General features: G+C 62.9%; 23 protein-coding genes and 1 riboswitch. Of the genes, 7 read left to right on the top strand and 16 right to left on the bottom strand.

The window, feature by feature from the left end; translation table 11 throughout:
* The first annotated feature begins 14 nt into the window (after positions 1 to 14).
* The 3 genes from C7A17_RS10520 (at position 15) to C7A17_RS10505 (ending at position 3,547) form a co-directional block, all read left to right on the top strand.
* The gene (locus C7A17_RS10520) at positions 15 to 503 is read left to right on the top strand and encodes a carboxymuconolactone decarboxylase family protein (RefSeq protein ID WP_106737981.1); all 489 of its coding nucleotides are present in this window, start codon (positions 15 to 17) and stop codon (positions 501 to 503) included.
* 176 nt (positions 504 to 679) lie between these two features.
* Positions 680 to 2,839 carry a TonB-dependent receptor family protein gene (locus C7A17_RS10515; RefSeq protein ID WP_106737980.1) on the top strand — a complete coding sequence of 720 codons (2,160 nt, stop codon included), beginning with the start codon at positions 680 to 682 and terminating at the stop codon, positions 2,837 to 2,839.
* 234 nt (positions 2,840 to 3,073) lie between these two features.
* Positions 3,074 to 3,547 carry a hypothetical protein gene (locus tag C7A17_RS10505; protein ID WP_158704652.1) on the top strand — a complete coding sequence of 158 codons (474 nt, stop codon included), beginning with the start codon at positions 3,074 to 3,076 and terminating at the stop codon, positions 3,545 to 3,547.
* A gap of 55 nt (positions 3,548 to 3,602) precedes the next feature.
* On the opposite strand, the gene cobF is transcribed toward C7A17_RS10505, so the two are convergent.
* The 5 genes from cobF to cobW all read right to left on the bottom strand — a co-directional run bounded on the left by cobF (position 3,603) and on the right by cobW (position 11,340).
* Positions 3,603 to 4,367, bottom strand: a complete 765-nt coding sequence (gene cobF, locus C7A17_RS10500) for a precorrin-6A synthase (deacetylating) (protein WP_106737978.1) — start codon at positions 4,365 to 4,367, stop codon at positions 3,603 to 3,605.
* The gene (locus C7A17_RS10495; protein WP_106737977.1) at positions 4,364 to 5,131 is read right to left on the bottom strand and encodes a vWA domain-containing protein; all 768 of its coding nucleotides are present in this window, start codon (positions 5,129 to 5,131) and stop codon (positions 4,364 to 4,366) included. Before C7A17_RS10495 ends, cobF begins: the two co-directional genes overlap by 4 nt.
* Entirely contained in the window at positions 5,056 to 6,057 is a 1,002-nt protein-coding gene (locus C7A17_RS10490; protein WP_106737976.1) for an ATP-binding protein, read from the bottom strand. Before C7A17_RS10490 ends, C7A17_RS10495 begins: the two co-directional genes overlap by 76 nt.
* Positions 6,058 to 6,406: 349 nt before the next feature.
* Positions 6,407 to 10,153, bottom strand: coding sequence for a cobaltochelatase subunit CobN (gene cobN / locus C7A17_RS10485; RefSeq protein ID WP_106737975.1), 3,747 nt, complete (start codon positions 10,151 to 10,153; stop codon positions 6,407 to 6,409).
* 137 nt (positions 10,154 to 10,290) lie between these two features.
* Complete coding sequence (gene cobW / locus C7A17_RS10480) at positions 10,291 to 11,340, bottom strand: cobalamin biosynthesis protein CobW (RefSeq protein ID WP_106737974.1); 1,050 nt, start codon at positions 11,338 to 11,340, stop codon at positions 10,291 to 10,293.
* A gap of 94 nt (positions 11,341 to 11,434) precedes the next feature.
* Positions 11,435 to 11,629, bottom strand: a riboswitch (cobalamin riboswitch).
* Between the two features lie 86 nt (positions 11,630 to 11,715).
* Here cobW and C7A17_RS10475 point away from each other — a divergent pair.
* Together C7A17_RS10475 and cobM are read left to right on the top strand one after the other, a co-directional pair.
* Positions 11,716 to 12,147 carry a cobalamin biosynthesis protein gene (locus tag C7A17_RS10475; protein WP_106737973.1) on the top strand — a complete coding sequence of 144 codons (432 nt, stop codon included), beginning with the start codon at positions 11,716 to 11,718 and terminating at the stop codon, positions 12,145 to 12,147.
* On the top strand, positions 12,144 to 12,899 hold the full coding sequence (gene cobM / locus C7A17_RS10470) for a precorrin-4 C(11)-methyltransferase (RefSeq protein WP_106737972.1): 756 nt from the start codon (positions 12,144 to 12,146) through the stop codon (positions 12,897 to 12,899). Before C7A17_RS10475 ends, cobM begins: the two co-directional genes overlap by 4 nt.
* Before the next feature lie 222 nt (positions 12,900 to 13,121).
* Here cobM and C7A17_RS10465 read toward each other — a convergent pair whose 3' ends face one another.
* Positions 13,122 to 13,352 carry a hypothetical protein gene (locus C7A17_RS10465; RefSeq protein ID WP_106737971.1) on the bottom strand — a complete coding sequence of 77 codons (231 nt, stop codon included), beginning with the start codon at positions 13,350 to 13,352 and terminating at the stop codon, positions 13,122 to 13,124.
* A gap of 190 nt (positions 13,353 to 13,542) precedes the next feature.
* On the opposite strand from C7A17_RS10465, the gene C7A17_RS10460 reads away from it, so the two are divergent.
* On the top strand, positions 13,543 to 13,755 hold the full coding sequence (locus tag C7A17_RS10460; protein WP_106737970.1) for a ParD-like family protein: 213 nt from the start codon (positions 13,543 to 13,545) through the stop codon (positions 13,753 to 13,755).
* Positions 13,752 to 14,531, top strand: coding sequence for a type I methionyl aminopeptidase (gene map / locus C7A17_RS10455; RefSeq protein ID WP_106737969.1), 780 nt, complete (start codon positions 13,752 to 13,754; stop codon positions 14,529 to 14,531). The genes C7A17_RS10460 and map overlap by 4 nt, the downstream gene beginning before the upstream one ends.
* A 60-nt stretch (positions 14,532 to 14,591) precedes the next feature.
* Here the strand turns inward: map and glmS are convergent, their stop codons facing one another.
* The 10 genes from glmS to C7A17_RS10405 form a co-directional block, all read right to left on the bottom strand.
* Entirely contained in the window at positions 14,592 to 16,442 is a 1,851-nt protein-coding gene (glmS, locus tag C7A17_RS10450) for a glutamine--fructose-6-phosphate transaminase (isomerizing) (RefSeq protein ID WP_106737968.1), read from the bottom strand.
* A gap of 10 nt (positions 16,443 to 16,452) precedes the next feature.
* A complete protein-coding gene (locus C7A17_RS10445; protein WP_106737967.1) occupies positions 16,453 to 17,223 on the bottom strand; it encodes a DeoR/GlpR family DNA-binding transcription regulator in 771 nt (256 codons plus the stop codon).
* Positions 17,224 to 17,296: 73 nt separating this feature from the next.
* Positions 17,297 to 17,908: a LysE family transporter gene (locus C7A17_RS10440; RefSeq protein ID WP_106737966.1), complete on the bottom strand. Its 612-nt coding sequence runs from the start codon at positions 17,906 to 17,908 to the stop codon at positions 17,297 to 17,299.
* 56 nt (positions 17,909 to 17,964) lie between these two features.
* Positions 17,965 to 19,323: a bifunctional UDP-N-acetylglucosamine diphosphorylase/glucosamine-1-phosphate N-acetyltransferase GlmU gene (gene glmU / locus C7A17_RS10435; RefSeq protein ID WP_106737965.1), complete on the bottom strand. Its 1,359-nt coding sequence runs from the start codon at positions 19,321 to 19,323 to the stop codon at positions 17,965 to 17,967.
* 113 nt (positions 19,324 to 19,436) lie between these two features.
* A complete protein-coding gene (locus C7A17_RS10430) occupies positions 19,437 to 19,862 on the bottom strand; it encodes a F0F1 ATP synthase subunit epsilon (RefSeq protein ID WP_037000971.1) in 426 nt (141 codons plus the stop codon).
* An 80-nt stretch (positions 19,863 to 19,942) separates the two neighbouring features.
* Entirely contained in the window at positions 19,943 to 21,319 is a 1,377-nt protein-coding gene (gene atpD, locus C7A17_RS10425; RefSeq protein WP_106737964.1) for a F0F1 ATP synthase subunit beta, read from the bottom strand.
* Positions 21,320 to 21,349: 30 nt separating this feature from the next.
* Positions 21,350 to 22,210 (bottom strand): F0F1 ATP synthase subunit gamma, encoded by an 861-nt coding sequence (gene atpG / locus C7A17_RS10420; protein ID WP_106737963.1) that lies wholly within the window; start codon positions 22,208 to 22,210, stop codon positions 21,350 to 21,352.
* Between the two features lie 50 nt (positions 22,211 to 22,260).
* Positions 22,261 to 23,805, bottom strand: coding sequence for a F0F1 ATP synthase subunit alpha (gene atpA / locus C7A17_RS10415; protein WP_106737962.1), 1,545 nt, complete (start codon positions 23,803 to 23,805; stop codon positions 22,261 to 22,263).
* Positions 23,806 to 23,826: 21 nt separating this feature from the next.
* Complete coding sequence (locus tag C7A17_RS10410; protein ID WP_106737961.1) at positions 23,827 to 24,363, bottom strand: F0F1 ATP synthase subunit delta; 537 nt, start codon at positions 24,361 to 24,363, stop codon at positions 23,827 to 23,829.
* A gap of 14 nt (positions 24,364 to 24,377) precedes the next feature.
* Entirely contained in the window at positions 24,378 to 24,848 is a 471-nt protein-coding gene (locus C7A17_RS10405) for a F0F1 ATP synthase subunit B (protein WP_106737960.1), read from the bottom strand.
* Between the last annotated feature and the right edge of the window lie 33 nt (positions 24,849 to 24,881).

Here is a 24,881-nt window from a genome sequence, read left to right as displayed (position 1 = left end):
CAACGCGGATACGGATGAACACCATGAGCCAGCGCCTCGACTACTTCGCACTCTCCCCCAAGGCTTCCGGCAAATACGCCGAATTTTCCATGCTGCTGACCCGCAGCCCCTTTCTTGCGCCGCTGGCCCATCTGGTCATGCTGCGCGCCTCGCAGCTCAACGGCTGCGCCTTCTGCGTCGACATGCACGTGAAGGAAGCGAAACTGCATGGCGACCGCGAACTGCGCCTGCACCATGTCGCCGTGTGGCGCGAGTCGCCGCTGTTCTCGGCACAGGAGCGCGCCGCACTGGAATGGACGGAAGCCCTGACCCAGCTATCGGCGCACGGCGTGTCCGATGCCATCTACGCCAGCGTGCGAGAGCAGTTCTCCGAGCAGGAGCTGTCGGAGCTGAGCTTTCTGGTGATCGCCATCAATGGCTGGAACCGCCTCAACGTTGCATTCCGCACTGTGCCGGGCTCCGCCGACAAGCAGTTTGGCCTGGACAAGGCGGGCCTGGCCTGAGGGTTATCCACAGCGGCGGTCGCCAGTCGCGCGGCCGCCCTGCTTCTCCCTGAGCGGCCCGCTGCACAGCACGGGCAAAACCGGCATGATGTGCCCCCGCGCCAGCACCCTGCGGGTGACGAATCCTCGTCATTCCTCATCAGACACACTCGCCGCCCGCTCAACGGAGCCCTTGCATGCTGCCCCTGCCGTTTTCCCGCCAACCTGCCCGCCTCACCCTGCTCGCCCTCGCCTGCCTGAGCGGCCACAGCGCCTTCGCCGAAGAGCCCGTGCAGCTCGATTCGCTGCAGATCAGCGGCGTCCAGATGAGCGAAGTGGAGGCCGCGCGCGAGGAGCTCAAACGCGTGCCGGGCGCGACCAATGTGGTCGATATGGCCAAGGTCGAGCAGGGCCGCGTGGCCGGCGTCGCCGACGTGCTGGCCTACCAGCCGGGCGTCTACGCCCAATCCCCCGGCAACGAAGGCGTGAAGATCAGTGTGCGGGGTTCAGGCATCAACCGTGGCCCCGGCTCGCATGCCTCCGGCACCCATATCATGCTCGACGGCCTGCCACTGACCGGCCCCGGCGGCACGCCCTACGAACTGCTGGAACCGCTGTGGATAAGTCGCGCCGAAGTGCTGCGCGGCGCCAATGGCTTCGACCGTGGTTCGCTGGCCCTGGGCGGCGCCATCGACTACATCACCCATACCGGCTACACCGCGCCCAAGCTGCAACTGCGCTATGAAGCGGGCAGCCGTGGCTACCAGAAGCGCAGCATCGCCTCCGGCCAGGTGCTGGGCGATTTCGACTACTACCTCGCCCTGACCGACAGCGAAACCGACGGCTATCAGGATCACTCCTCGGGCAAGGGCAAAGGTATCGCCGGCAACTTCGGCTACCGCCTCAACGAGAACCTGGAAACGCGCTTCTACCTGCGTTACCGCGAGACCGAGCACGAAGTACCGGGCCGCCTGAAAAAGGAAGACATCAAACACAACCCTCGCGCTGCTGCTGCCAACAACCTGCGGATCGATGCTTACCGTGACCAACCTGGCAGCACCTGGCTGGCCAACAAGACCACCTGGCAGATCGACGATGACTCCACCCTGGTGGCGGGCCTGGCTTATCACCATTACCCGATGGATATCGTCGAGAACAGCTCGCCCAACGGCAACACCTACCGGGTTCGCGTGGACTACAGCGACGTCAGCGGCACGCTGAATTACACCCGCCGACACACCCTGTTCGGTCTTAACAGCACCACGACCCTGGGTTTCCGTAACACCACCACGCTGCCAAGCAGCAAGTCGAAGGAGAATGCCGCGTTACCGATCACAGTGACACCTGTTGTCGGCGCTCCGGTGAACTACCCAGCCGGCACCCTGATGCGCGCTTACGAACACCTGGGTTCGGACACCGTGCTGCATATCGGCAACGAGCTGGAGCTCACGCCCGATCTGTGGCTGACCAGCGGCCTGGCGCTGATCCATACCCGCCGCGAAGTGCAGGTGACCTGGCCAGCCACCGACGACAAGCTCGACGAAAGCACTTGGGACTACGCACCGCGCATCGGCCTACGCTACCAGCTCAATCCCGAAGTACAGCTATTCGGCAATATCAGCCGCTCGGTGGAACCTCCACATGCCTGGTCGATGATCTGGAGCTCGCCATTACGCTTCCCGGCCAATAACCAGCCGTACGCTTCTCGCCAACGCGCACCGATCTCGATGGACAACCAGACCGCCACCACCTTCGAGGTAGGCGGCCGCGGCGAGTCCGCACTGGGCCAGTGGGAGCTGACCTACTACTACTCGCAGGTGCGCCACGAACTGCTTACCGTCGAGATCGAGCCCAACGTCTTCGCCGAATCCAACGCCAGCCCTACCGTACACCAAGGCATCGAAGCCGGCCTGACCAGCCCGCTGTGGCAAGGCGGCGCCGCCGGCGCCCTGAGCCTGCGCCAGGCCTACACCTTCAGCGACTTCCACTACCGCGACGACGATGCCTTCGGCGACAACCGCCTACCCGGCCTGCCGCGCCACTACTACCAGGCCGAGCTGCGCTACGACCACCCGAGCGGCTTCTACGCCGGCCTCAACACCCAGTACGCCGCCAAGGTCGCCGTGGACTACGCCAATTCCTATTACGCCGATGCTTACGCCACCTTCGGCGCCACCCTCGGCTACGCCTCGCCGAAGGACGACTGGCAAGCCTGGCTCGACCTGCGCAACCTGACCGACAAACGCTATGCCGCCACCGTGATGCCGGGCTATGACGACAACGGTGCTGATGTGGCGCGCTCCACGCCAGGGGAAGGGTTTGGGGTGTATACGGGGGTTTCTTGGAGTTGGTTGTAAAACGGCGGGGCTGACTTGAAGGTAGTGGAAAACGCCTTGCGGTTTTCCACCCTACTTGCTGCACTTTCGACCACCCGGCTGCCCTGGCCAATTACCAGGCACTCGGCCTGCGAGTTTACCGGGAAGAAATTAGCGCGATATATACGAAATCCTAAGGCTACTATCCCATACGGTATAGGCTTTGACTAGAAGAAAACCAGAAACCCCAATACCCCATAAAAAGAATGTGATTATATGAAATTTATTCTGAAATCCCTGAACGAAGGAAAATATTGCTTACTATTTACTCCAGTACTTATGGGGGTTTTGTGGGCGTTTTACAAGTATGGAGGTTTGAGTGCAGATACGGAGGTAAGCCCTTTTCTGGCAACCCTAATTAACTGGCGTTACTCAGAGGACAGTTTTTCTTTTCTTATAATACTGAGTTTCATTATTTCATGCTTAGCGATTACATTTATACGAACCGCAAAAATCCCTAAACATGAAAAACTCCGCCTAGCCATGGCTCTTAGCCTTATAGCAAAGCTTATGAATAACATGCTTTTGTTTTGGGCTGGAGTATTTATCGCTTGGTCATTTGGTTCTCGTTTAATACCTTTCATACCCGCAATAAAGGAACAGGAGGTCATGGCAGCCCTGCTAATCCCAGTAGCAATATGGTTTAAATACCAAATAATCAAACTAAAGCATTGGTCGGTAAACGACTAATCTCCGCACTAAAACTTAGGCTGGACAACGCTTCGCTTGTCCACCGCACCTCAGTTCACTCCTCCGTACTATCTATCCTTAACAGATAACTATCCATGATCCACCCATTACGCTCACGCGCTTCGGCGCGGGTGGTGGCGATGCGTTCGGCCACCTCATCCAGCGGGCCGGCGATCAGGATTTCATCGGCAGTGCCGACATAGGCGCCCCAATAAATGGTCAGCCCCTGACCAGTAAACCGCCGGTAGGTGTCCTTGGCGTCGAGCATCACTGCCACGCTGTCCACACCTTGCGGCCAGCCCTCGGCAAGTAGTCGGCCGGTGGTGATCTCCACGGCGCGGCCGATGCTGTTGAGCGGGATGCGGTGGCGCGCGGTCAGCGCCTGCAGGCTGGTGATACCGGGGATCACGTCATAGGTGAAGTCGCTACGGCGCGCGGCGATGGCCTCGATGATGCGGATGCTGCTGTCGTACAGCGACGGGTCGCCCCAGACCATAAAGGCCGCCGTTTCGCCATCGGCCATCTGCTCGTCGATCAGTTGCTCGAACACCGCCTGTTTGTCGCGGTTGAGTTCGTCGACGCTGGCGCGGTAGTCCGCTGCCTCGCGCTCGCGCTCAGGCTGCAGACCTTCGGCGAAGCGTGGCGTGTGGCCGTCCAAAAAGCGCGCGCAGATCTCGCGGCGCAAGGCGTTGAGCTTGTGCTTGGCCGCGCCCTTGTCCATCAGGAAGATCACGTCACTGCGACGCAACGCCTTGATCGCCTGATAGGTGATGTAGTCCGGGTCGCCGGCGCCGATGCCGACCAGCAGCAGGGTTTTCATGGGGTTCTCCAGGTGCGGCCCGGCGCGCCGGGCGCTAGGTCGTCGATATGGTGGTAGTCGGCTTCCAACGCCTGCGCCAGTTGCCGGGCGCGACCCAGGCGGATGGGCGCACGTTCGGTGTCGAGCAGCAGGGTTGGGCACGGCAGCGGCGCCAGGTTTGGCAGGTCACGCAGGCGACCATCGGTGAGGATCAGCAGGCGCTGGCGTTCGCTCGGCTTCCCTCGTTGCCGACGCGACAGCCAGTCACCCGCCTGATTCAGCGCATCGAGCAGCGGCGTGCCACCGCCCGCGCCCAGCTCGTGCAGCCAGCGGTGTAGCTCAGCGCTAGCCTTGCCCCCCTGCCACAGCCATTGCGCCTCGCGGCCACCGGCCTGCAGCACGGCCAGGCGCGCACGCTGGCGATAGGCGCTGTCGAACAGCTCGGCGAGCACGCCCTTGGCCCGGCTCAGTGCACCATGGCGACGGGTGGAAGCGGAGGCATCGACCAACACCAACCAGAGTTCCTCGGCCTGCTGGCTGCGCGGGCGCAGCACCAACTGTTCGCGGCGTTGCGGTCGGCCCTGGCGCAGGGTCGCCGGCCAATCGATACGCCCGTCCGCACCGCTGCAGGCGGCGCCACGCAGGCCGCCGCTGAGTCGTCCGGGCCGGTTGCGGGCATCCGCGCCTGTGGCTGTGCGCGGGCGGATGCTCAGGACTTTTTTGGCCAGCGCGGCGGCACGCGTCGCTCGCCCATGGCCTGCGGCTGCGCCGGCAGCTCGCCCCACTGCCCTTCGCCCTGGCTCTGTTCCTGCACCTGCTGCGGCGCCTGATTCTGCTCGGGCGGTGTGGCAGCCGGCGGTTGTAGCTGGCGACGGCGATGGCGCAGGACGAAGTCCTCCACCGCCTCGATATCCACAGGCTCGATGCCCGCTGCGCCACGCCAGGCGGCATGGGCGCGGGCAGCGCGCAGCCAGACCAGATCGGCGCGCAGGCCGTCGACGCCAGCGGCGAAGCAGCGCTGGCTGATCTCGCCTAGGGCGGTGTCATCCAGCGGGATATCGGCCAGGCGATGGCGGGCTTTCTGGCAACGGGTCGCGAGGGCAGCCTGCTCGGTTTGCCAGCGCTGCAGAAAGGCAGCAGGGTCGGCATCGAAGGCCAGCCGGCGACGGACAATCTCGGCGCGCTCGGCCGGCTGCGGCTGACCATCGAGGGCCAGGTTGAGGCCGAAACGGTCGAGCAGTTGCGGGCGCAGTTCGCCTTCCTCGGCATTCATGGTACCGATCAGCACGAAGCGCGCGGCATGCCGGTGGGAAATGCCGTCACGCTCGACATGGTTGACGCCGCTAGCAGCAGCATCGAGCAGCAGGTCGACCAGATGATCCGGCAGCAGGTTGACCTCATCGACATACAGCACGCCATCGTCGGCGCGAGCCAGCAAGCCTGGGGAAAACTGCGCCCGCCCCTCGCCCAGCGCGGCGTCCAGATCCAGGGTGCCGACGATGCGCTCCTCGCTCGCCCCCAGCGGCAGGGTGACGAAGCGTCCACCGTCCAGCAGATCGGCCAGACCACGCGCCAGGGTCGACTTGGCCATACCGCGCGGCCCTTCGATCAGCACCCCACCGATGGCTGGGTCGATGGCCGCCAGGCACAGCGCCAGCTTCAGCGAATCGGCGCCGACCACGGCGGCGAGGGGGAAATGATGTTCGGTCATGGCAGTGATCCGTGGAGGTGAACGGTCGCACCTGGCTTTTGTGGGAGGGGCTTTAGCCGCGAGCATGTCGCCGCTGAAGCGCCTCCTACAATGGGCACGCTGCACCCGTAGGGTGGGTTAGCGGCGCAGAACGCCGGTCTTATATCTGCAGAAAAACGTAGCGCGCCGCGTAACCCACCAGGCGATACATCGTGTGGCGCCAATGGTGGGTTACGCCGCAACCACTTCGGTGAGCCGGTCAGACACGGCGACAGGCGGCTAACCCACCCTACGGGCTCGGCGTCACCGGATAAACCCTCTCCCCCGGCCCCTCTCCCATGAATGGGAGAGGGGAGAAAAAGCACGCGCATCAGCTTTCCTCGCTATCGAGCAGCAGATTCTCCAGCGCCTCTCGGTATTCGCCGGGATTCTCCCACAAGCCGCGCTGCTGGGCTTCCAGCAGGCGTTCGAGGATATCGTTGAGCGCGCCGGGGTTGTGCTGCTGGATAAAGTCGCGGGTGTCCTTGTCGAGCAGGTAGGCATCGGTGAGCAGCGCGTACTGGTGGCCATCGACCAGTTCGCTGGTGGCGTCGAAGGCGAACAGGTAGTCGATGGTCGCGGCCAGCTCGAAGGCGCCCTTGTAGCCGTGGCGCTTCATGCCTTCGATCCACTTGGGGTTGGCAGCGCGGGCACGCACCACGCGGCTCAGCTCTTCCTTGAGGCTGCGAATGCGCGGCGTGTCCGGCTGGCTGTTGTCGCCAAAGTAGCTGGCCACCTTGAGCCCACGTAGGGTTTCCACCGCCGCCAGCATGCCGCCCTGGAACTGGTAGTAGTCGTTGGAATCGAGGATGTCGTGCTCACGGTTGTCCTGGTTGTGCAGCACCGCCTGCATCTGCTCCAGGCGCTCGACGAAGCGCTGCCGCGCGGGCGCGCCCTCGGCGCCGCTGCCGTAGGCGTAACCGCCCCAGTTGAGGTAGACCTCGGCCAGGTCGGCACGGCTCTGCCACAGACGCTCCTCGATGGCGTTCTGCACTCCGGCGCCATAGGCCCCCGGCTTGGCGCCGAACACCCGCCAGCCAGCCTGGCGCCGTGCTTCGGCTTCATCCAAGCCGCTGTCCTGGAGCGACAGCGACTCGCGCCAGACCCGCGCCGACAGCGGGTTCATGTCTTCCGGCTCGTCCAGTTCGATCACTGCCTGCACGGCCTCGTCGAACAGGCGAATCAGGTTGCTGAAGGCATCGCGGAAGAAGCCTGACACGCGCAGAGTCACATCCACCCGGGGTCGACCAAGCTGTTCCAGCGGCAACACCTCGAAGCGCTCGACGCGCTGGCTGCCGGGCTGCCACACCGGGCGCACGCCCATCAAAGCCAGGGCCTGGGCAATATCGTCGCCACCGGTGCGCATGGTTGCCGTGCCCCATACCGACAGGCCGAGCTGACGTAGATGGTCGCCCTCGTCCTGCAGGTGGCGCTCCAGCAGGCGATCCGCCGCTTGCACTCCGAGGCGCCAGGCGGTGGGCGTGGGCAGATGCCGCACGTCGACGGTAAAGAAGTTGCGCCCGGTGGGCAGCACGTCGAGGCGACCACGACTCGGTGCGCCACTCGGCCCGGCTGGGACGAAACGCCCCTCCAGTGCCGCCAGCAGGCCGCCCATCTCGGCGTCGCCACAGGCATCGAGCAGCGGCGCGATATGCTCGGCCAGGCCGTCGAGGATCAGCGCCACCTCGGCGCCAAACGCTTCGCTATGCTCCCCTGCCAGGCGCTGCTCGATCAGCCGCAGCGCCAACAGTTCCAGGCGTTCGCGGGTGTCACCGACAGTGCGCCACAGACTGTTATCCACAGCCTGCAAGGCCTGTGGGCGCAGCCCCTCCCAAGGCTGGCCCATATCGCAATCCAGCGGATCGAAGCCCAGCTCCAGGCCACGGGTCAGAGCGCGCAGCAGGCTGGCATTGGCGCCCTGTCCATCGCCACGGGGAATGCGCAGCAGCGCCAGCAGGGTGTCGCGGCGCAGTTGCCCGGCGGGCGACTCGCCGAACACATGCAGGCCATCGCGAATCTGCGATTCCTTGAGGTCGCACAGGTAGGCGTCGAGCTGCGGTAGCCAGCTGTCGGCATCGTCATTGAGCTGCAGGCCCAGCTCGCGGTCGAGGCTGGCTTCGCGCACCTTGGCCAGGATCTCGCCACGCAGCTCGACAGCGCGGCGCTGGTCGAGCTGGCTGGCGTCGTAGTACTCGTCGGCAAGCCGCTCCAGATCGCGTAGCGGGCCGTAGCTTTCGGCGCGGGTCAGCGGCGGCATCAGGTGGTCGATGATCACCGCCTGGGTACGCCGCTTGGCCTGCGCGCCCTCGCCCGGGTCGTTGACGATAAAGGGGTAGATATTCGGCAGCGGGCCAATCAGCGCCTGCGGCCAGCAGCCCTCGGACAGGCCGACGCTCTTGCCCGGCAGCCATTCCAGATTTCCATGTTTGCCAACGTGGATCAGTGCATCAGCGACAAAGGCCGTGCGCAGCCAGGCGTAAAAGGCGATATAGCCGTGCGGCGGCACCAGATCGGGGTCGTGGTACACCGCCGCCGGGTCGAGCTGATAACCGCGCGCCGGCTGGATGCCAACGAAGGTCAGGCCGAAGCGCAGGCCGGCGACCATCATCCGCCCACTGCGGAACATCGGGTCATCCTGCGGCTCACCCCAGCGTTCGCGCACTGCCTGCTGGTTGGCAGCGAGTAGGCTGTGGAAAAACGCCAGGTAGTCGTCCAGCGCCAAGCTTTGCGCGCAAGGCCGTGTATCGAGGCCGTCGAGATCGTTGGTGACGCCGCCGAGCAGGCTGTGGACAAGTGCGGTGCCGCTGTCCGGCAGGTTATCCACCGGATACCCCTGGGCCTTCAGGGCGCGGAGGATATTCAGGGCGGCAGCCGGTGTATCCAGGCCGACGCCGTTGCCGATGCGGCCGTCGCGGGTCGGGTAGTTGGCCAGGATCAGGCCGATTCGCTTCTGATCGTTGCTTTTGATCGCCAACTGACACCAGTTACGCGCCAGTTCTGCGACGTGAGACATGCCCGGTTCATGCGCCTGGTAGCACACCACGTCGCTCTGGCTGCGCTCGCTACGCCAGGCCAGCCCCTTGAAGCTGATGGCGGTACCGATCAGCCGGCCATCCAGCTCGGGCAGCACTACGTGCATGGCTAGATCGCGCGAGCCCAGGCCCTGGGCGCTGGCCTGCCACTGCGCCTGGTTGTCCAGCGAGCAGATGGCCTGCAGCACCGGGATATCGCGACGGAACACCCGCGCCTGTGGCGCCTCGGGGTTGGACAGGGCGAAGCCGGTGGTGTTGATGATCAGCGCGGCGTTAGTTTCGTCCAGCCAGGCCTGCACCTGTTCCAGGCATGCAGGTTCCTTGAGGCTGGCCACGGCAATCGGCAGCGGGTTGAGGCCCTGCACGATGAGGTGCTGGCAAAAGGTATCGACGAAGGCGGTGTTCGCCGATTGCACATGGTTGCGATAGAACAGCAGCGCCACCACGGGCGTCTCCGGCTGCCACTGCGCCTGCCAGTCAGCCAGCGCCGCCGGGCTGCGCTGCGGGTGATAGAGGCCGACGCGCGGCAGCGGTTGCGGCTCCTGCCACGTGTCGTCGCGGCCCAGCCAACGGCTGCCGATGCAGCGGAACAACTGGCAGGCATTCTCCAAGCCGCCCTGGCGCAGGTACTGCCAGAGGCGTTGGCTGTCTTCTTCAGCAACGTTACCGAGCGCATTCAGCTCCGGGTCGGGCTTGTCGTCGCCGGGCACCATGATCACCGTGGCGCCGCGCGCGCCCAGCTCAACCAGACGCTCCACACCGTAGCGCCAGTAGCTGACCCCGCCATGCACCGAGATCAGGATGACCTTGGCATGTTGCAGCACCTGCTCGACGTAGTAGTCCACCGAGGCGTTGTTACTCAGCTGTGCCGGGCTGGCCAGGCGCAGGCTGGGATAGTCGTTCGGCAGTTGCCGGGCGGCTTCGGTCAGCAACGACAAGTGCGAATCGCCCGTGCACAGGATCACCAAATCGGCAGGCGTCTGGCCGAGGTCGGCGATGCTGTCGGCCGGCAGTTGAGCGCCGGGCTGGGTGCGCAGTAAATGCATATTCGTTCTGTGGGAGGGGCTTTAGCCGCGATTGCTCTTAGCGCCGTAGGGTGGACTCAGGAGCGAAGCGAACAGTCCACCGCCAGCACATATGTCCACACGGCGTACTGCTACGCGAGTACGCCCTACGCTCTGTATCAGGCCAACGCCGCCTTCAGCTCGGCCTCGATGGCCACGCGGTCGAGCTGCTGGCCGATCACCACCAGGCGGCTCTGGCGCACTTCATCGGCCTGCCAGGCGCGGTCGAAGTGGCGGTCGAAGCGCTGGCCGACACCCTGCACCAAAAGGCGCATCGGCTTGCCAGGGATCGCCGCGAAGCCCTTCACACGCAGGATGCCGTACTTGGCCACGGCGCCCTTCAAAGCGGCCAGCAGGCGCGCCTCCTCTGTTTCCGGTAGTTCCACGTGGAACGAGTCGAATTCCTCGTGATCGTGATCCTCGTCTTCATCGTCATGATGGGTGCGGCGGCTGTCGATATGCAGCTCGGTTTCGCTGTTCAGACCCAGCAACACGTCCAGCGGCAACTCACCACCATGCGCTTCGATCACCTTGACCGCCGGCGGCAGCTCCTCGGCCACCTCGGTGCGCACGGCAGCCAGCGCGTCGGCGTCGAGCAGATCGGCCTTGTTGAGGATCACCAGGTCAGCGCTGGCCAACTGGTCGGCGAACAGCTCATGCAGCGGCGACTCGTGGTCGAGGTTGGGGTCAAGCTTGCGCTGCTCGTCCACCTGATCGGGAAAGGCGGCGAAAGTACCGGCGATCACCGCCGGGCTGTCGACCACAGTGATCACCGCATCGACGGTACAGGCGTTGCGGATTTCCGGCCAGTTAAAGGCCTGCACCAGCGGCTTGGGCAGCGCCAGGCCGCTGGTTTCGATCAGGATGTGGTCGAGGTCGCCACGGCGCGCCACCAGCTCGCGCATCACCGGGAAGAATTCTTCCTGCACGGTGCAGCACAGGCAGCCGTTGGCCAGTTCGAAGACGCGGCCATTGGCTTCTTCTTCGCTGCAGCCGATGGAGCACTGCTTGAGGATCTCGCCGTCGATGCCCAACTCGCCGAACTCGTTGACGATCACCGCGATACGGCGGCCGCCGGCATTGGCCAGCAGGTGGCGCAGCAGGGTGGTTTTGCCGGCACCGAGGAAACCGGTGACGATGGTGACAGGCAGTTTGGCGAGGGTTTTCATGGAGGGCCCCGTGGCGTCGTTAAGTTCGGCGGACGGGTATGGGCAGGCGGGCACGCAGGGGCGTGCTGGCCGCGTCGGATCACCCCGTCCGAGCAAGTGGCTGATTGTCGAGGCAGGTCTCCTGGCTCACGGCTTGCGCGGCGCGCATCCCTTCACCTTCCCGCCGGTTGGCAGTGGTTTAACGAAGGGCATAACCGTTTACAGTTGCGGGGGCAGCCAGGGCATCGACCCTGTTCCCTCTTAGCTCCCCGGCGGCTTGCCGGAAAGAACCTCGAAAGCGAGAAGGCTACGCAGGCAGCGGCGGCCGGTCAATCGCGGTTGACCGCTGGCAGGCGCCATGATGAGCTACGTCCCCCTCCGACACGACTGCCGCTCATGACCGCCAGCCACCTCGATCCCCCCGCCACCGCCAAGGTGGTTGCCGGCCTGGGCTGTCGGCGCGGTTGTGCACAGGACGAGCTGCTCGCCCTGCTGACCCACAGCCTGGCGCAACATGAACTGACGGTGGATAACCTTGCAGGATTGGCCAGCATTGCGCACAAGCACGACGAGCCGGCGCTGCATGAACTGGCCACGTGCCTGAAGCTGAAGCTGAGCTTCTTCACCCCCGACGACCTCATGCCCTACCAGTCGGCGAACACCGCCAGCCTGCTCACGCGATCCACCACCGGCGCCCCTGCCGTGGCCGAGCCGTGCGCCTTGGCATTGGCCACCCGCCTGGGCAGCAACGCGCAGCTGCTCGGCCTGAAGAAGCGCAGCGCCAGCGCCACCTGTGCGCTGGCCACATTCGATAGAGAGCCCGCATGACCATCTACTTCATCGGCGCCGGCCCCGGCGATCCCGAGCTCATCACCGTCAAGGGTCAACGCCTGATCCGCTCGTGCCCGGTGATCCTCTATGCCGGCTCGCTGGTGCCCGAGGCGGTGCTTCAGGGTCACAACGCCGAACAGGTGGTCAATACGGCCGAGCTGCACCTGGGCGAGATCATCGCACTGCTGCATGAGGCCCATGAGCGCGGCCAGGACGTGGCCCGCGTGCATTCCGGTGACCCGTCGCTGTACGGCGCCATTGGCGAGCAAATTCGCGAGCTGCGCGCGCTCGGCATCCCCTTCGAGATCATTCCCGGTGTCACCGCCACTGCGGCCTGCGCAGCGTTGCTGGAAGCCGAGCTGACCCTGCCCGGCATCGCCCAGACGGTGATCCTCACTCGCTACGGCACCACCTCGCCGATGCCCGAGGGCGAACAGCTGCATGACCTGGCCAGGCACCGCGCGACCATGGCCATCCACCTCGGCGTGCGCCAGTTACCAGCGATCGTGGCCGAACTGCTGCCGCACTACGGCGCCGACTGCCCCATTGCGGTTATCCACAGAGCGAGCTGGCCGGATCAGGACTGGGTACTGGGCACCCTGGCCGATATCGAAGCCAAGGTTGCAGCCAAGGACTTCCGCCGCACGGCGTTGATCCTCGTCGGTCATGTGCTCGATCCGGGCGCCTTCGCCGAATCGGCGCTGTACGACGCTACCCATCGGCATCTCTATCGTCCCGGTCGCGACTGACCTGGCGATAAACTGCGCAAATCGCTGAAAGCCCCGTATTCATTGGCCTTCGATAACTTATCAACAAGAAAGCAAGGAAGTTATCCCAGACTACTGTGGATAGCCATTTGCCGAGGGTCAGTTTTTGTACAACTGGCCGAAAGTACCAGCATTAAAGGGCTACAGCCAGGTATCACGAGGATATCCACAAGATGATCCACGCCAATTGTGAGCAACTGTGGATCAGAGCTGTACTTCGACCCGCTTGATACCCAATGCCCGCAACTCCACCATCAGCTCGTTCAGGTCGGAGAAGGTCTCCACCTGTTCGGCCTCGTCCACCAGAAAGAAGCTGCGCCCGGCGTCTTTCTTGAAGAACACGATCCACTGCGCCGTATTGGCCGGATTGACCATGACCTGGGTGTCGAACAGCACCCCTTCGTCCGTTCTCTGTTTCACATCTGCGCGCTTCATCCTCTCTCCTCTACCCGCATGACTCCTGCGCCCCGCCGGCCTGACCGAGTCAGTCAGCGGATCCACCGACCATTTTAAGGGATCGGAGCACTCACAGGCGCTGACCACCATCAGACTTCGCGAGGGTACAGGTGAAATTACCGACCAAACCCTATACGATTCATATACGAAACATATAGCAGGAGGCCCCATGGGCATCGTCAACATCGATGATGAGCTGCACGACCAGATTCGCAGGGCGAGCAGCGTGTCGGGCCGCTCGATCAATGCCCAGGCGGGTTTCTGGATTCGCATCGGCATGCTGTGCGAGATGAACCCGACCCTGAGCTTCAACGAGGTCATGGCGGCCGAGCTGCGTGCGGCCGGTGTGATGGTTCCGCCGCGTATGGCGGATGCCTCATGAGCAAGACACCCGGAGAAATCGCCCTGATGGCAGAAGCCGGCAGGTTGTTGGCGGGCGTGTTCGGCTACCTGGATCGACTGGATCTGATTGGCCTGTCGACCCTGCAGGTCAACGATCTTGTGGATAACTACATCGTCGGCGAACTCAAGGCACGGCCCGCGAGCAAGGGTCAGTATGGTTTCGCCTACTCGATGAATACCTCGCGTAACGAGGTGGTCTGCCATGGCGTACCCAGCGCCGGTGAGATCCTGTGCAGCGGCGACCTGGTGAACTTCGATATCACCCTGGAAAAGAACGGCTACATCGCCGATTCGAGCAAGACCTACCTGATCGGCGAGGTTTCGCAGCAGGCGCGCCAGCTTGTCCAGGTCACCTACGATGCGATGTGCAAGGGCATCGAGGCGGTGCGGCCAGGCGCTCGGCTCGGCGATATCGGCCACGCCATCGAACAGCATGCCCGCGCCCACCGCTACTCGGTGGTTCGGGAATATTGCGGCCACGGCATCGGCCGGGAAATGCACGAGCCTCCCGAGGTGCTGCACTGGGGCAAACCCGGAACCGGCCTGACCCTGCGCGAAGGCATGACCTTCACCATCGAGCCGATGCTCAACCAGGGCCAGGATGCCGTGCGCACCCTGCGCGACGGCTGGACCGTGGTGACCCGTGACGGCAAGCTGTCGGCGCAGTTCGAACACACCGTGGCGGTCACCCGCGAAGGTGTCCGGGTGCTTACGCTGCGCCCTGAGGAACACCACCTGCGCAGCGTTTCGAGCTGACAGAAAGCAAAAGGCCCGTCTTCATGAACGGGCCTTTTTCTATCTCAGCGCGAAACGCCGTTATTCGACGGTGACGCTTTTCGCCAGGTTACGCGGCTGGTCGACGTCGGTGCCCTTGAGCACGGCGACGTAATACGACAGCAACTGCAGCGGCACGGTGTAGAGGATCGGCGCGAGCAGGTCGTGGATATGCGGCATGGCCACCACATGGGTGCCCTCACCATTGCGCATGCCGGCCTGCTGGTCGGCGAAGACGATTAGTTCGCCACCCCGTGCACGCACTTCCTGCAGGTTGGATTTGAGCTTTTCCAGCAGCTCGTTGTTCGGCGCCACGGTAACCACCGGCATATCGGCGTCGACCAGAGCCAGCGGGCCGTGCTTGAGCTCGCCCGCCGGGTAGGCCTCGGCGTGGATGTAGGAGATTTCCTTGAGTTTGAGCGCGCCCTCCATGGCCACCGGGTACTGGGCGCCACGGCCGAGGAACAGGCTGTGGTGCTTTTCGGCGAACAGTTCGGAGATTTTCTCCACGGTCTTGTCCATAGCCAGTGCCTCGCCCAGGCGAGTCGGCAGGCGACGCAGCTCTTCCACCAGCTCGGCTTCCAGTGCCTTGTCCAGGCTGCCCTGTACCTGGCCGAGGGCCAGGGTCAGCAGCATCAGGCCGACCAGTTGGGTGGTGAAGGCCTTGGTCGAGGCCACGCCAATTTCCGGGCCGGCCTGGGTCAGCAGGCACAGGTCGGATTCGCGCACCAGCGAGCTGGTGCCGACGTTGCAGATCACCAGGCTGGCCAGGTAGCCGCCCTGCCCTGGCGCCTTCTCCTTGGCATTGCGCAAGGCGGCCAGGGTGTCGGCGGTTTCGCCGGACTGCGAGACACTGACGAACAGGGTATCCGGCTGCACCACCACCTTGCGGTAGCGGAATTCGCTGGCCACCTCGACCTGGCAGGGGATGCCGGCCAGCTCTTCCAGCCAGTAACGGGCGACCATGCCGGCGTGATAGCTGGTACCGCAGGCGACGATCTGCACATTCTTGACCTTGGCGAACAGCTCGGCCGCCTGTGGGCCGAAGGCCTGAACCAGCACGTGATCGCTGCCCAGTCGACTCTCCAGGGTGCGTTGCACGACCTTGGGCTGCTCGTGGATCTCCTTGAGCATGAAGTGGCGATACTCGCCTTTGTCGGCTGCCTCGGCGCCCTCGTGGTATTGCACGGCCTCGCGCTGCACCGGCTGGCCGGCGGCGTCCCAGATCTGCACGCCGTCACGACGGATCTCGGCGATATCGCCTTCTTCCAGGTACATGAAGCGGTCGGTGACCTGACGCAGGGCCAACTGATCGGAGGCGAGGAAGTTCTCTCCAAGGCCCAGACCGATCACCAGGGGGCTGCCACTGCGTGCGGCGAGCAAGCGATCCGGCTGCTTGGCGCTGATCACCGCCAGACCATAGGCACCGTGCAACTCGGGAATCGTGGCCTTGAGCGCAGCGCTGAGATCACCGAACTGCTGCAACTTGTGGTCAAGCAGGTGGACGATGGTTTCGGTATCGGTATCGGAAGTGAAGACGTAGCCCAGGCCCTTGAGGCGCTCGCGCAGTTCTTCGTGGTTCTCGATGATGCCGTTGTGCACCACGGCCAGCTCGTGCCCGGAGAAGTGCGGGTGGGCATTGCGCTCGCTCGGCGCACCATGGGTGGCCCAGCGCGTATGGGCGATGCCCAGGCGCCCGGCCAGCGGCTCGGCCTGCAGGGCGGCCTGCAGTTCGCTGACCTTACCGACGCGGCGACGGCGATCCAATACGCCCTGCTCGCTCAGCAGCGCTACACCGGCGCTGTCGTAACCGCGGTATTCCAGGCGCTTGAGCCCTTCGACCAGTACCGGGGTGATGTTGCGTTCAGCGATGGCGCCTACGATTCCACACATGTCTACGTCCTCAGTCTTGCAGCGGCGCGATGATCAGCTGGATGCCACGCGCGCTCAGATGTTCACGGGCCTCGTGGGCGAGGCGCTCGTCGGTGATCAGGGTATGGACGCTGCCCCAGGGCAGTTCCAGGTTGGGAATACGTCGGCCGATCTTGTCGCTCTCGACCATGACGATGACTTCGCGGGCGACTTCGGCCATCACCCGCGACAAGCCGAGCAGTTCGTTGAAGGTGGTGGTGCCACGCTCCAGGTCGATGCCGTCGGCGCCGATGAACAGTTGGTCGAAGTCGTAGGAACGCAGCACCTGTTCGGCCACCTGGCCCTGGAAGGACTCCGAATGCGGATCCCAGGTGCCGCCCGTCATCAGCAGTACCGGCTCATGCTCGAGTTCGCGCAGCGCGTTGGCCACGTTGAGCGAGTTGGTCATCACCACCAGGCCGGGTTTGTAGCCAAGTTGCGGAATCATCGCCGCCGTAGTGGTGCCGCTGTCGATGATGATCCGTGCGTGCTCGCGAATACGTGCCACACCGGCGCGGGCAATCGCCTGCTTGTGTGGAGAAATGGATTGCGTCGGCTCGCTAATCAATTCCTGCGGCATGGGCACGGCACCGCCATAGCGACGCAGCAGCAGGCCATTCTTCTCCAGTGCGGCGAGATCCTTGCGAATGGTCACTTCGCTGGTGGCGAAGTGCTGCGCCAGGGCATCCACGGACACCTCACCCTGCTCGACGAGCAAGGCGAGGATGGTGTGGCGACGTTGCGGCGTGTTGCGCTTCGACATCTTTAAATTTCGATTCGAAAGATAATGGCGCAAATCAAAACATATGATCGAAAAGCCCGCAAGCGTCCACCGATCAGTTCAGCGTAAGTTTGACCCCGAAGCCGACCAGGCACAGCCCCGCCAGTTTCTCCAGGCCCCGCGCAACACGCGGGTTGGCGCGCATGCGTTCGGCGAGAAAGTGTGTCAGCAGCACGATCAGCAAGCCGTAGACAAAGGTCAGCGCCATGATAGTCACGGCCATGAAACCGAAAGTAATCAGGCCCTGATGCCGCTGCGGATCGATGAACAGCGGGAAGAAGGCCATGTAAAAGATGATGGCCTTGGGGTTGAAGACAGTGATCACCAGGGTTTGCCACAGGTACTGGCGCGGTTTGATGTCCAGCGTCGGTGCCGCGCCGGGTTTGGCCAGGATCATGCGCAGGCCGAGGTAGACCAGGTAAGCAGCACCGAGCCACTGCACCAGGTGAAAGGCTGTCGGGTAAGCCTTGAGCAGCGCGGCGACGCCGGCCACCGCCAACCACAGCAGCACCTGGTCGCCGAAGATGATGCCTAAGGTCGAAGCCAGTCCGCCGCGAATGCCACCCTTGCCGGTGGACAGGATCAACGCCAGGTTACCCGGCCCGGGAATGGCCAGCAGGATGATGAAGGCCACCACGAAGGCGGCGTAATCCGTCACACCGAACATACAAGACTGCCTCCGGCAGGTTATCCACAAGCCTGGTCGCCCAGGCTAGATCGGGTTCACTTCTTGGTCGGGCGCTTCCAGCCTTCGATATTGCGCTGCTTGGCGCGGCCGACGGCCAGGGTATCCGCGGGCACGTCGCTGGTCACCACCGACCCCGCGCCCGTGGTCACACGATCCCCCAAGTTCAACGGTGCCACCAGGGCGCTGTTCGAACCAATGAACACGTCCTCGCCCATGACGGTGCGGAATTTATTGGCACCGTCGTAGTTGCAGGTGATGGTACCGGCACCGATGTTGGTACGTGCGCCGATCTCGGCATCGCCCAGGTAGCTCAGGTGGCCAGCCTTGGCGCCTTCGCCCAGCACGGCGTTCTTCAGTTCGACGAAGTTACCCACATGGGCCTTGGCCCCCAGTTTGGTGCCGGGACGCAGGCGAGCGAACGGGCCGCAATCGGCGCCCTCACCCATCTCGGCGCCGTCCAGATGACTGCTGGCCTTGACGATGGCCCCCTTGCGCAGGACGGAGTCCTTGATCACGCAGTTCGGACCGATCTGCACATCATCCTCGATCACGACCTTGCCTTCGAGGATGACGTTGATATCGATGGTCACGTCGCGGCCTACGGTCACGGCACCACGCACATCGAAGCGATGCGGGTCACGCAGGGTGACACCCTGAGCCATGAGTCGACGGGCCATGCGCTGCTGGTAATGGCATTCGAGCTGCGACAACTGGATGCGGTCATTGGCGCCCAGCACTTCCATCTCGTCGGCAGCGCGCTCGGTGGCCACGGTCAGGCCATCGGCCACGGCCATGGCGATCACATCGGTCAGGTAGTACTCGCCCTGGGCGTTGCTGTTGGACAAACGCCCCAGCCAGTCGGCCAGACGCTTGCCCGGTACCGCGAGAATGCCGCTGTTGCCTTCACGGATCTGACGCTGCGCTTCACTGGCATCCTTGTGCTCGACGATGGCCTGCACCACACCTTCTGCATCACGAACAATGCGGCCGTAGCCGGTCGGGTCGGCCAGCTCGACGGTGAGCAGGCCCAATTGATCGTCACTGACCAGGGCCAGCAGGCGCTGCAGGGTCGCGGGTTCGATCAGCGGCACGTCGCCATACAGAATCAGCACGGTATCCGCGCTGAGCTGTGGCAGGGCCTGGGCCACGGCGTGGCCTGTGCCCAGTTGTTCGGCCTGGATGACGAAATTCAGATCATCAGCCGCCAGACGCTCGCGCACCTTGTCGGCGCCATGCCCGATCACCACCTGGATGCTGCTCGGCTGCAGGCTGCGCGCGGTGTCGATGACATGGCCGAGCATCGGCTTGTCGGCGACCGGGTGCAGCACCTTGGGCAGAGCGGAACGCATGCGGGTGCCTTGCCCAGCAGCGAGGATGACGATATCGAGCGACATGAACGGCGATTCCTTGGCAGCCTCCGGCACAGGGCGCCGGAGTATGAAACGGCAGAAATGAAAAAGGGTAGCCTAGGCTACCCTTTCTCGAACAACGGTTGAAGCCGACGGGATTAACCGCCGAACTTCTTGCGCAGCTGCTGGACGGTACGCAGCTGGGCTGCGACTTCGGCCAGGTGAGCGGCGGCGGAACTGTAGTTGAACTCAGAACCCTGCTCGCTCAGCGCTTTCTCGGCGGCCTTGAGGGCCTCCTGAGCAGCAGCTTCGTCGATGTCGGCGGCGCGTTGCACGGTATCGGCGAGAACCTTGACCATGTTCGGCTGCACTTCGAGGAAACCACCGGAGATGTAGAACACCTCGGCTTCGCCACCCTGCTTGATCAGGCGGATCGGACCCGGTTTCAGGTCAGTGATCAGCGGCGCGTGGCCCGGAGCGATACCCAGATCACCCAGGTTGCCGTGCGCAATCACCATCTCGACCAGGCCGGAGAAAATCTCCGCTTCCGCGCTGACGATATCGCAATGGACTGTCATAGCCATACGCTTGCCTCAGGTTACAGACTGTGGACAACCGAAGTTATCCACAACTCTGATGCGCCCGTTGCCAGGCGCATGGGTGATTACAGTTTCTTCGCTTTCTCGATGGCTTCTTCGATACCACCAACCATGTAGAACGCTTGTTCCGGCAGGTGGTCGTAGTCGCCTTTGAGGATGCCGCTGAAGCCAGCGATGGTGTCTTTCAGGGACACGTACTTGCCTGGCGAGCCGGTGAAGACCTCGGCCACGAAGAACGGCTGGGACAGGAAGCGCTGAATCTTACGAGCACGGGATACCAGCTGCTTGTCGGATTCGGACAGCTCGTCCATACCCAGGATCGCGATGATGTCCTTCAGTTCCTTGTAACGCTGCAGCACGTACTGAACGCCACGGGCGGTCTCGTAGTGCTCGTTGCCGATGACGTTCGGATCCAGCTGACGGCTGGTGGAGTCCAGCGGGTCAACGGCCGGGTAGATACCCAGGGAAGCGATGTCACGGGACAGTACGACGGTGGCGTCCAAGTGGGCGAAGGTAGTCGCCGGGCTCGGGTCGGTCAGGTCGTCCGCAGGTACGTATACGGCCTGGATCGAGGTGATCGAGCCTTTCTTGGTGGAGGTGATGCGCTCTTGCAGAACGCCCATCTCTTCGGCCAGGGTCGGCTGGTAACCTACTGCCGAAGGCATACGGCCCAGCAGTGCGGATACTTCGGTACCGGCGAGGGTGTAACGGTAGATGTTGTCGACGAACAACAGTACGTCACGGCCTTCGTCACGGAACTTCTCGGCCATGGTCAGGCCGGTCAGCGCAACGCGCAGACGGTTGCCTGGTGGCTCGTTCATCTGACCGTAAACCAGGGCTACCTTGTCGAGAACGTTGGAATCCTTCATCTCGTGGTAGAAGTCGTTACCCTCACGAGTACGCTCACCCACACCGGCGAACACGGAATAACCGCTGTGCTCGATGGCGATGTTACGGATCAGTTCCATCATGTTTACGGTCTTGCCGACACCGGCACCACCGAACAGACCGACTTTACCGCCCTTGGCGAACGGGCAGACCAGGTCGATAACCTTGATGCCGGTTTCCAGCAGGTCGTTGCCGCCTGCTTGCTCGGCATAGCTCGGCGCAGCGCGGTGGATTTCCCACTGCTCTTCTTCACCGATGGGGCCGGCTTCGTCGATCGGGTTACCCAGTACGTCCATGATCCGGCCCAGGGTCGCTTTACCGACCGGTACGGAGATGGCCTTGTGGGTACGGGTGATGTCCAGACCGCGCTTGAGGCCTTCGGTCGAACCCATCGCAATGGTACGTACCACGCCGTCGCCCAGCTGCTGCTGAACTTCCAGGGTGGTTTCAGCGCCGACTACTTTCAGCGCCTCGTATACGGCTGGCACCTGATCACGCGGGAATTCCACGTCGATAACGGCGCCGATGATTTGAACGATACGTCCGCTACTCATCTTTGGTTCCTCTGAATATTTGAACCGTTCTTAAACCGCGGCAGCGCCGCCGACGATTTCCGAAATCTCTTGGGTGATCGCTGCCTGACGCGCCTTGTTGTAGATCAGCTGCAAATCGCTGATCAGTTCACCGGCGTTGTCGGTGGCGTTCTTCATCGCAATCATCCGCGCAGCCTGTTCAGCCGCGTTATTCTCGACCACCGCCTGGTACACCTGCGATTCGACATAGCGAACCATCAGGCCGTCGAGCAGCTCCTTGGCATCGGGCTCGTACAGATAGTCCCAGTGATGCTTGAGCTGTTGATCCGGATCGGCCACCAATGGAACCAACTGCTCCACTGTAGGCTTCTGCGTCATGGTATTGATGAACTTGTTCGAGACCACGGACAGACGGTCGATGCGACCTTCGAGGTAGGCGTCGAGCATGACCTTGACACTACCGATCAGGTCGTTGATCGACGGCTCTTCGCCGAGGTGGCTGATCGCAGCGACGACATTGCCACCAAAGTTGCGGAAGAATGCCGCACCCTTGGAGCCAATCACGCAGAGATCGATCTCCACGCCTTGCTCGCGATCTTTCGCCATGTCCTTGACCAGGGCCTTGAACAGGTTGGTATTCAGACCACCGCACAGACCACGGTCACTGCTCACCACCACATAACCGGCGCGCTTTACGGGGCGCTCGATCATGAAGGGATGGCGGTACTCCGGGTTGGCGTTGGCCAGATGACCAATCACCTGGCGGATACGCTCCGCGTAGGGACGGCTAGCAGCCATGCGCTGTTGAGCCTTGCGCATCTTGCTGACCGCCACTTTTTCCATGGCGCTGGTGATCTTCTGCGTGCTTTTGATGCTCGCAATCTTGCTGCGAATCTCTTTTGCGCCTGCCATTTCACACCTATCGGGTTAGCAGGCGGGCGTCTCGCGACGCCCGCTGCGGCTTACCAGGTTTGGGTGGCTTTGAACTTCTCGATACCGGCTTTGATGCCAGCGTCGATTTCGTCGTTGAAGTCACCTTTCACATTGATCTTGGCCATCAGATCGGCCAGATCACGGTTGAAGTAGCTCAGCAGAGCCGCTTCGAAGGCGCCAACTTTGTTCACTTCCACGTCGGTCAGGAAGCCGCGCTCGGCAGCGTACAGGGATACGGACATGTCGGCGATCGACATGGGCGCGTACTGCTTCTGCTTCATCAGTTCGGTAACACGTTGACCGTGCTCGAGCTGCTTGCGAGTGGCTTCGTCCAGGTCAGAGGCGAACTGGGCGAATGCTGCCAGTTCACGGTACTGAGCCAGAGCGGTACGGATACCACCGGAGAGCTTCTTGATGATCTTGGTCTGAGCTGCACCACCCACGCGGGATACCGAGATACCGGCGTTGACGGCCGGACGGATACCCGAGTTGAACATGGCCGATTCCAGGAAGATCTGACCGTCGGTGATCGAGATCACGTTGGTCGGAACGAACGCGGAAACGTCGCCAGCCTGGGTTTCGATGATCGGCAGAGCGGTCAGCGAACCGGTCTTGCCAGTCACGGCGCCATTGGTGAACTTCTCGACGTACTCTTCGGAAACGCGGGAAGCGCGCTCCAGCAGACGGCTGTGGAGATAGAACACGTCGCCCGGGTAGGCTTCACGGCCTGGCGGACGGCGCAGCAGCAGGGAGATCTGACGGTAAGCCACGGCCTGCTTGGACAGGTCGTCGTACACGATCAGGGCGTCTTCACCGCGGTCGCGGAAGTATTCGCCCATGGTGCAACCGGCGTACGGAGCCAGGAACTGCAGTGCAGCGGATTCCGAAGCCGAGGCAGCCACCACGATGGTGTTGGCCAGGGCACCGGCTTCTTCCAGCTTGCGCACGACGTTGGCGATGGTCGATTGCTTCTGACCGATAGCCACGTAGACGCAGCGGATGCCGCTGTTCTTCTGGTTGATGATGGCGTCGACTGCCAGGGCAGTCTTGCCGATCTGACGGTCACCGATGATCAGCTCACGCTGGCCACGGCCTACCGGGATCATGGCATCGACCGACTTGTAACCGGTCTGTACCGGCTGGTCGACCGACTTACGCCAGATCACGCCCGGCGCCACTTTCTCGACAGCGTCGGTAGCCTGAGCGTTGATCGGGCCTTTGCCATCGATCGGGTTACCCAGGGCGTCGACTACGCGGCCCAGCAGTTCCGGACCAACCGGAACTTCCAGGATGCGGCCGGTGCACTTGGCGCTCATGCCTTCTGCAAGGCTTGTGTAAGCACCCAGTACTACGGCACCCACGGAGTCTTGCTCCAGGTTCAGTGCCATACCGTAGACGCCGTCCGGGAACTCGATCATCTCGCCGTACATGACGTCGGCCAGACCATAGATGCGCACGATGCCGTCGGAAACGGAGACGATGGTGCCTTCGTTGCGGGCTTGGGAGGCGACGTCGAGTTTCTCGATGCGCCCCTTGATGATTTCACTAATTTCGGAAGGATTGAGTTGCTGCATAGCTCTGCTGCCCCTTCAAACTCAAGATTTCAATGCTTCGGCCAGCTTCGCGAGTTTGCCGCGAACTGTGCCATCGATAACCAGGTCGCCGGCGCGAATCAGTACACCACCGATGAGGGTGGCATCTTCCGCGGCGTGCAGACGCACTTCTCGGCCGAGCCGTGCACTGAGAACCTTGGCGAGTTTGTCTTGCTGTTCATCGCTCAATGCGAAGGCACTTGTTACATCCACGTCGATCGACTTCTCCTGCTCGGCCTTGTACAGCTCGAACTGGGCGAAGATATCCGGCAACAGGGCCAGACGGTCGTTCTCGGCGAGAACGTGGATGAAGTTCTGTGCCTGGGCGTCGAACTTGTCACCACACACCTCGATGAAGGCGGTGGCCTTTTCTGTACTCGTCAGACGCGGGGCCTTGAGCACGCGCTGCATGGTGTCGTCGATAGACACCGCCGCAGCCAGGCCGAGCATGGCTGACCAATTGGCCAGCTGCTGGTGAGCCTGTGCGTGCTCGAAAGCAGCCTTAGCGTAAGGTCGGGCCAGCGTGGTCAGTTCTGCCATGATCGCGCCCTCGCTTAAATTTCGGCTGCCAGTTTGTTAACCAGCTCCGCATGCGCGTTTTGGTCGATGGATGCGCCCAGGATCTTCTCGGCGCCGCTGACTGCCAGGCTGCCCACTTGGGCGCGCAGGGCGTCTTTGATGCCGTTGATTTCCTGTTCGATCTCGGCCTGAGCCTGAGCCTTCACACGATCCGCTTCGCCACGAGCCTGATCACGGGCTTCGTCGACGATCTGAGTCGCGCGTTTCTTGGCTTGCTCAATGATTTCGGCGGCCTGACCTTTGGCTTCGCGAAGTTGCTGGGCCACTTTTTCGTGGGCCAGCTCCAGATCACGAGCCGCGCGGTTGGCAGCGTCCAAGCCGTCTGCGATCTTCTTCTGACGTTCCTGCAAAGCCGTAATGACCGGAGGCCATACGAACTTCATGCAGAACAGCACGAAGATGAAGAAGGCAACGGACTGGCCAATCAGGGTTGCATTAATGTTCACGCCAACACCTCGCTCGTTCGTTGTCCGTCACAC

This window comes from Pseudomonas mendocina (assembly GCF_003008615.1).
GTDB lineage: Bacteria > Pseudomonadota > Gammaproteobacteria > Pseudomonadales > Pseudomonadaceae > Aquipseudomonas > Aquipseudomonas mendocina_C.
Note: the sequence above shows the minus strand (reverse complement) of the source record. Positions and strands in the feature narration are given on the sequence as shown.

Bases quoted from the DNA above. Each gene is read 5' to 3' on its own strand.
- C7A17_RS10520 (WP_106737981.1), top strand. From the start codon at position 15: ATGAACACCATGAGCCAGCGCCTCGACTACTTCGCACTCTCCCCCAAG.
- C7A17_RS10515 (WP_106737980.1), top strand. From the start codon at position 680: ATGCTGCCCCTGCCGTTTTCCCGCCAACCTGCCCGCCTCACCCTGCTC.
- C7A17_RS10505 (WP_158704652.1), top strand. From the start codon at position 3,074: ATGAAATTTATTCTGAAATCCCTGAACGAAGGAAAATATTGCTTACTA.
- cobF (WP_106737978.1), bottom strand. From the start codon at position 4,367: ATGAAAACCCTGCTGCTGGTCGGCATCGGCGCCGGCGACCCGGACTAC.
- C7A17_RS10490 (WP_106737976.1), bottom strand. From the start codon at position 6,057: ATGACCGAACATCATTTCCCCCTCGCCGCCGTGGTCGGCGCCGATTCG.
- cobN (WP_106737975.1), bottom strand. From the start codon at position 10,153: ATGCATTTACTGCGCACCCAGCCCGGCGCTCAACTGCCGGCCGACAGC.
- cobW (WP_106737974.1), bottom strand. From the start codon at position 11,340: ATGAAAACCCTCGCCAAACTGCCTGTCACCATCGTCACCGGTTTCCTC.
- C7A17_RS10475 (WP_106737973.1), top strand. From the start codon at position 11,716: ATGACCGCCAGCCACCTCGATCCCCCCGCCACCGCCAAGGTGGTTGCC.
- cobM (WP_106737972.1), top strand. From the start codon at position 12,144: ATGACCATCTACTTCATCGGCGCCGGCCCCGGCGATCCCGAGCTCATC.
- C7A17_RS10465 (WP_106737971.1), bottom strand. From the start codon at position 13,352: ATGAAGCGCGCAGATGTGAAACAGAGAACGGACGAAGGGGTGCTGTTC.
- C7A17_RS10460 (WP_106737970.1), top strand. From the start codon at position 13,543: ATGGGCATCGTCAACATCGATGATGAGCTGCACGACCAGATTCGCAGG.
- map (WP_106737969.1), top strand. From the start codon at position 13,752: ATGAGCAAGACACCCGGAGAAATCGCCCTGATGGCAGAAGCCGGCAGG.
- glmS (WP_106737968.1), bottom strand. From the start codon at position 16,442: ATGTGTGGAATCGTAGGCGCCATCGCTGAACGCAACATCACCCCGGTA.
- C7A17_RS10445 (WP_106737967.1), bottom strand. From the start codon at position 17,223: ATGTCGAAGCGCAACACGCCGCAACGTCGCCACACCATCCTCGCCTTG.
- C7A17_RS10440 (WP_106737966.1), bottom strand. From the start codon at position 17,908: ATGTTCGGTGTGACGGATTACGCCGCCTTCGTGGTGGCCTTCATCATC.
- glmU (WP_106737965.1), bottom strand. From the start codon at position 19,323: ATGTCGCTCGATATCGTCATCCTCGCTGCTGGGCAAGGCACCCGCATG.
- C7A17_RS10430 (WP_037000971.1), bottom strand. From the start codon at position 19,862: ATGGCTATGACAGTCCATTGCGATATCGTCAGCGCGGAAGCGGAGATT.
- atpD (WP_106737964.1), bottom strand. From the start codon at position 21,319: ATGAGTAGCGGACGTATCGTTCAAATCATCGGCGCCGTTATCGACGTG.
- atpG (WP_106737963.1), bottom strand. From the start codon at position 22,210: ATGGCAGGCGCAAAAGAGATTCGCAGCAAGATTGCGAGCATCAAAAGC.
- atpA (WP_106737962.1), bottom strand. From the start codon at position 23,805: ATGCAGCAACTCAATCCTTCCGAAATTAGTGAAATCATCAAGGGGCGC.
- C7A17_RS10410 (WP_106737961.1), bottom strand. From the start codon at position 24,363: ATGGCAGAACTGACCACGCTGGCCCGACCTTACGCTAAGGCTGCTTTC.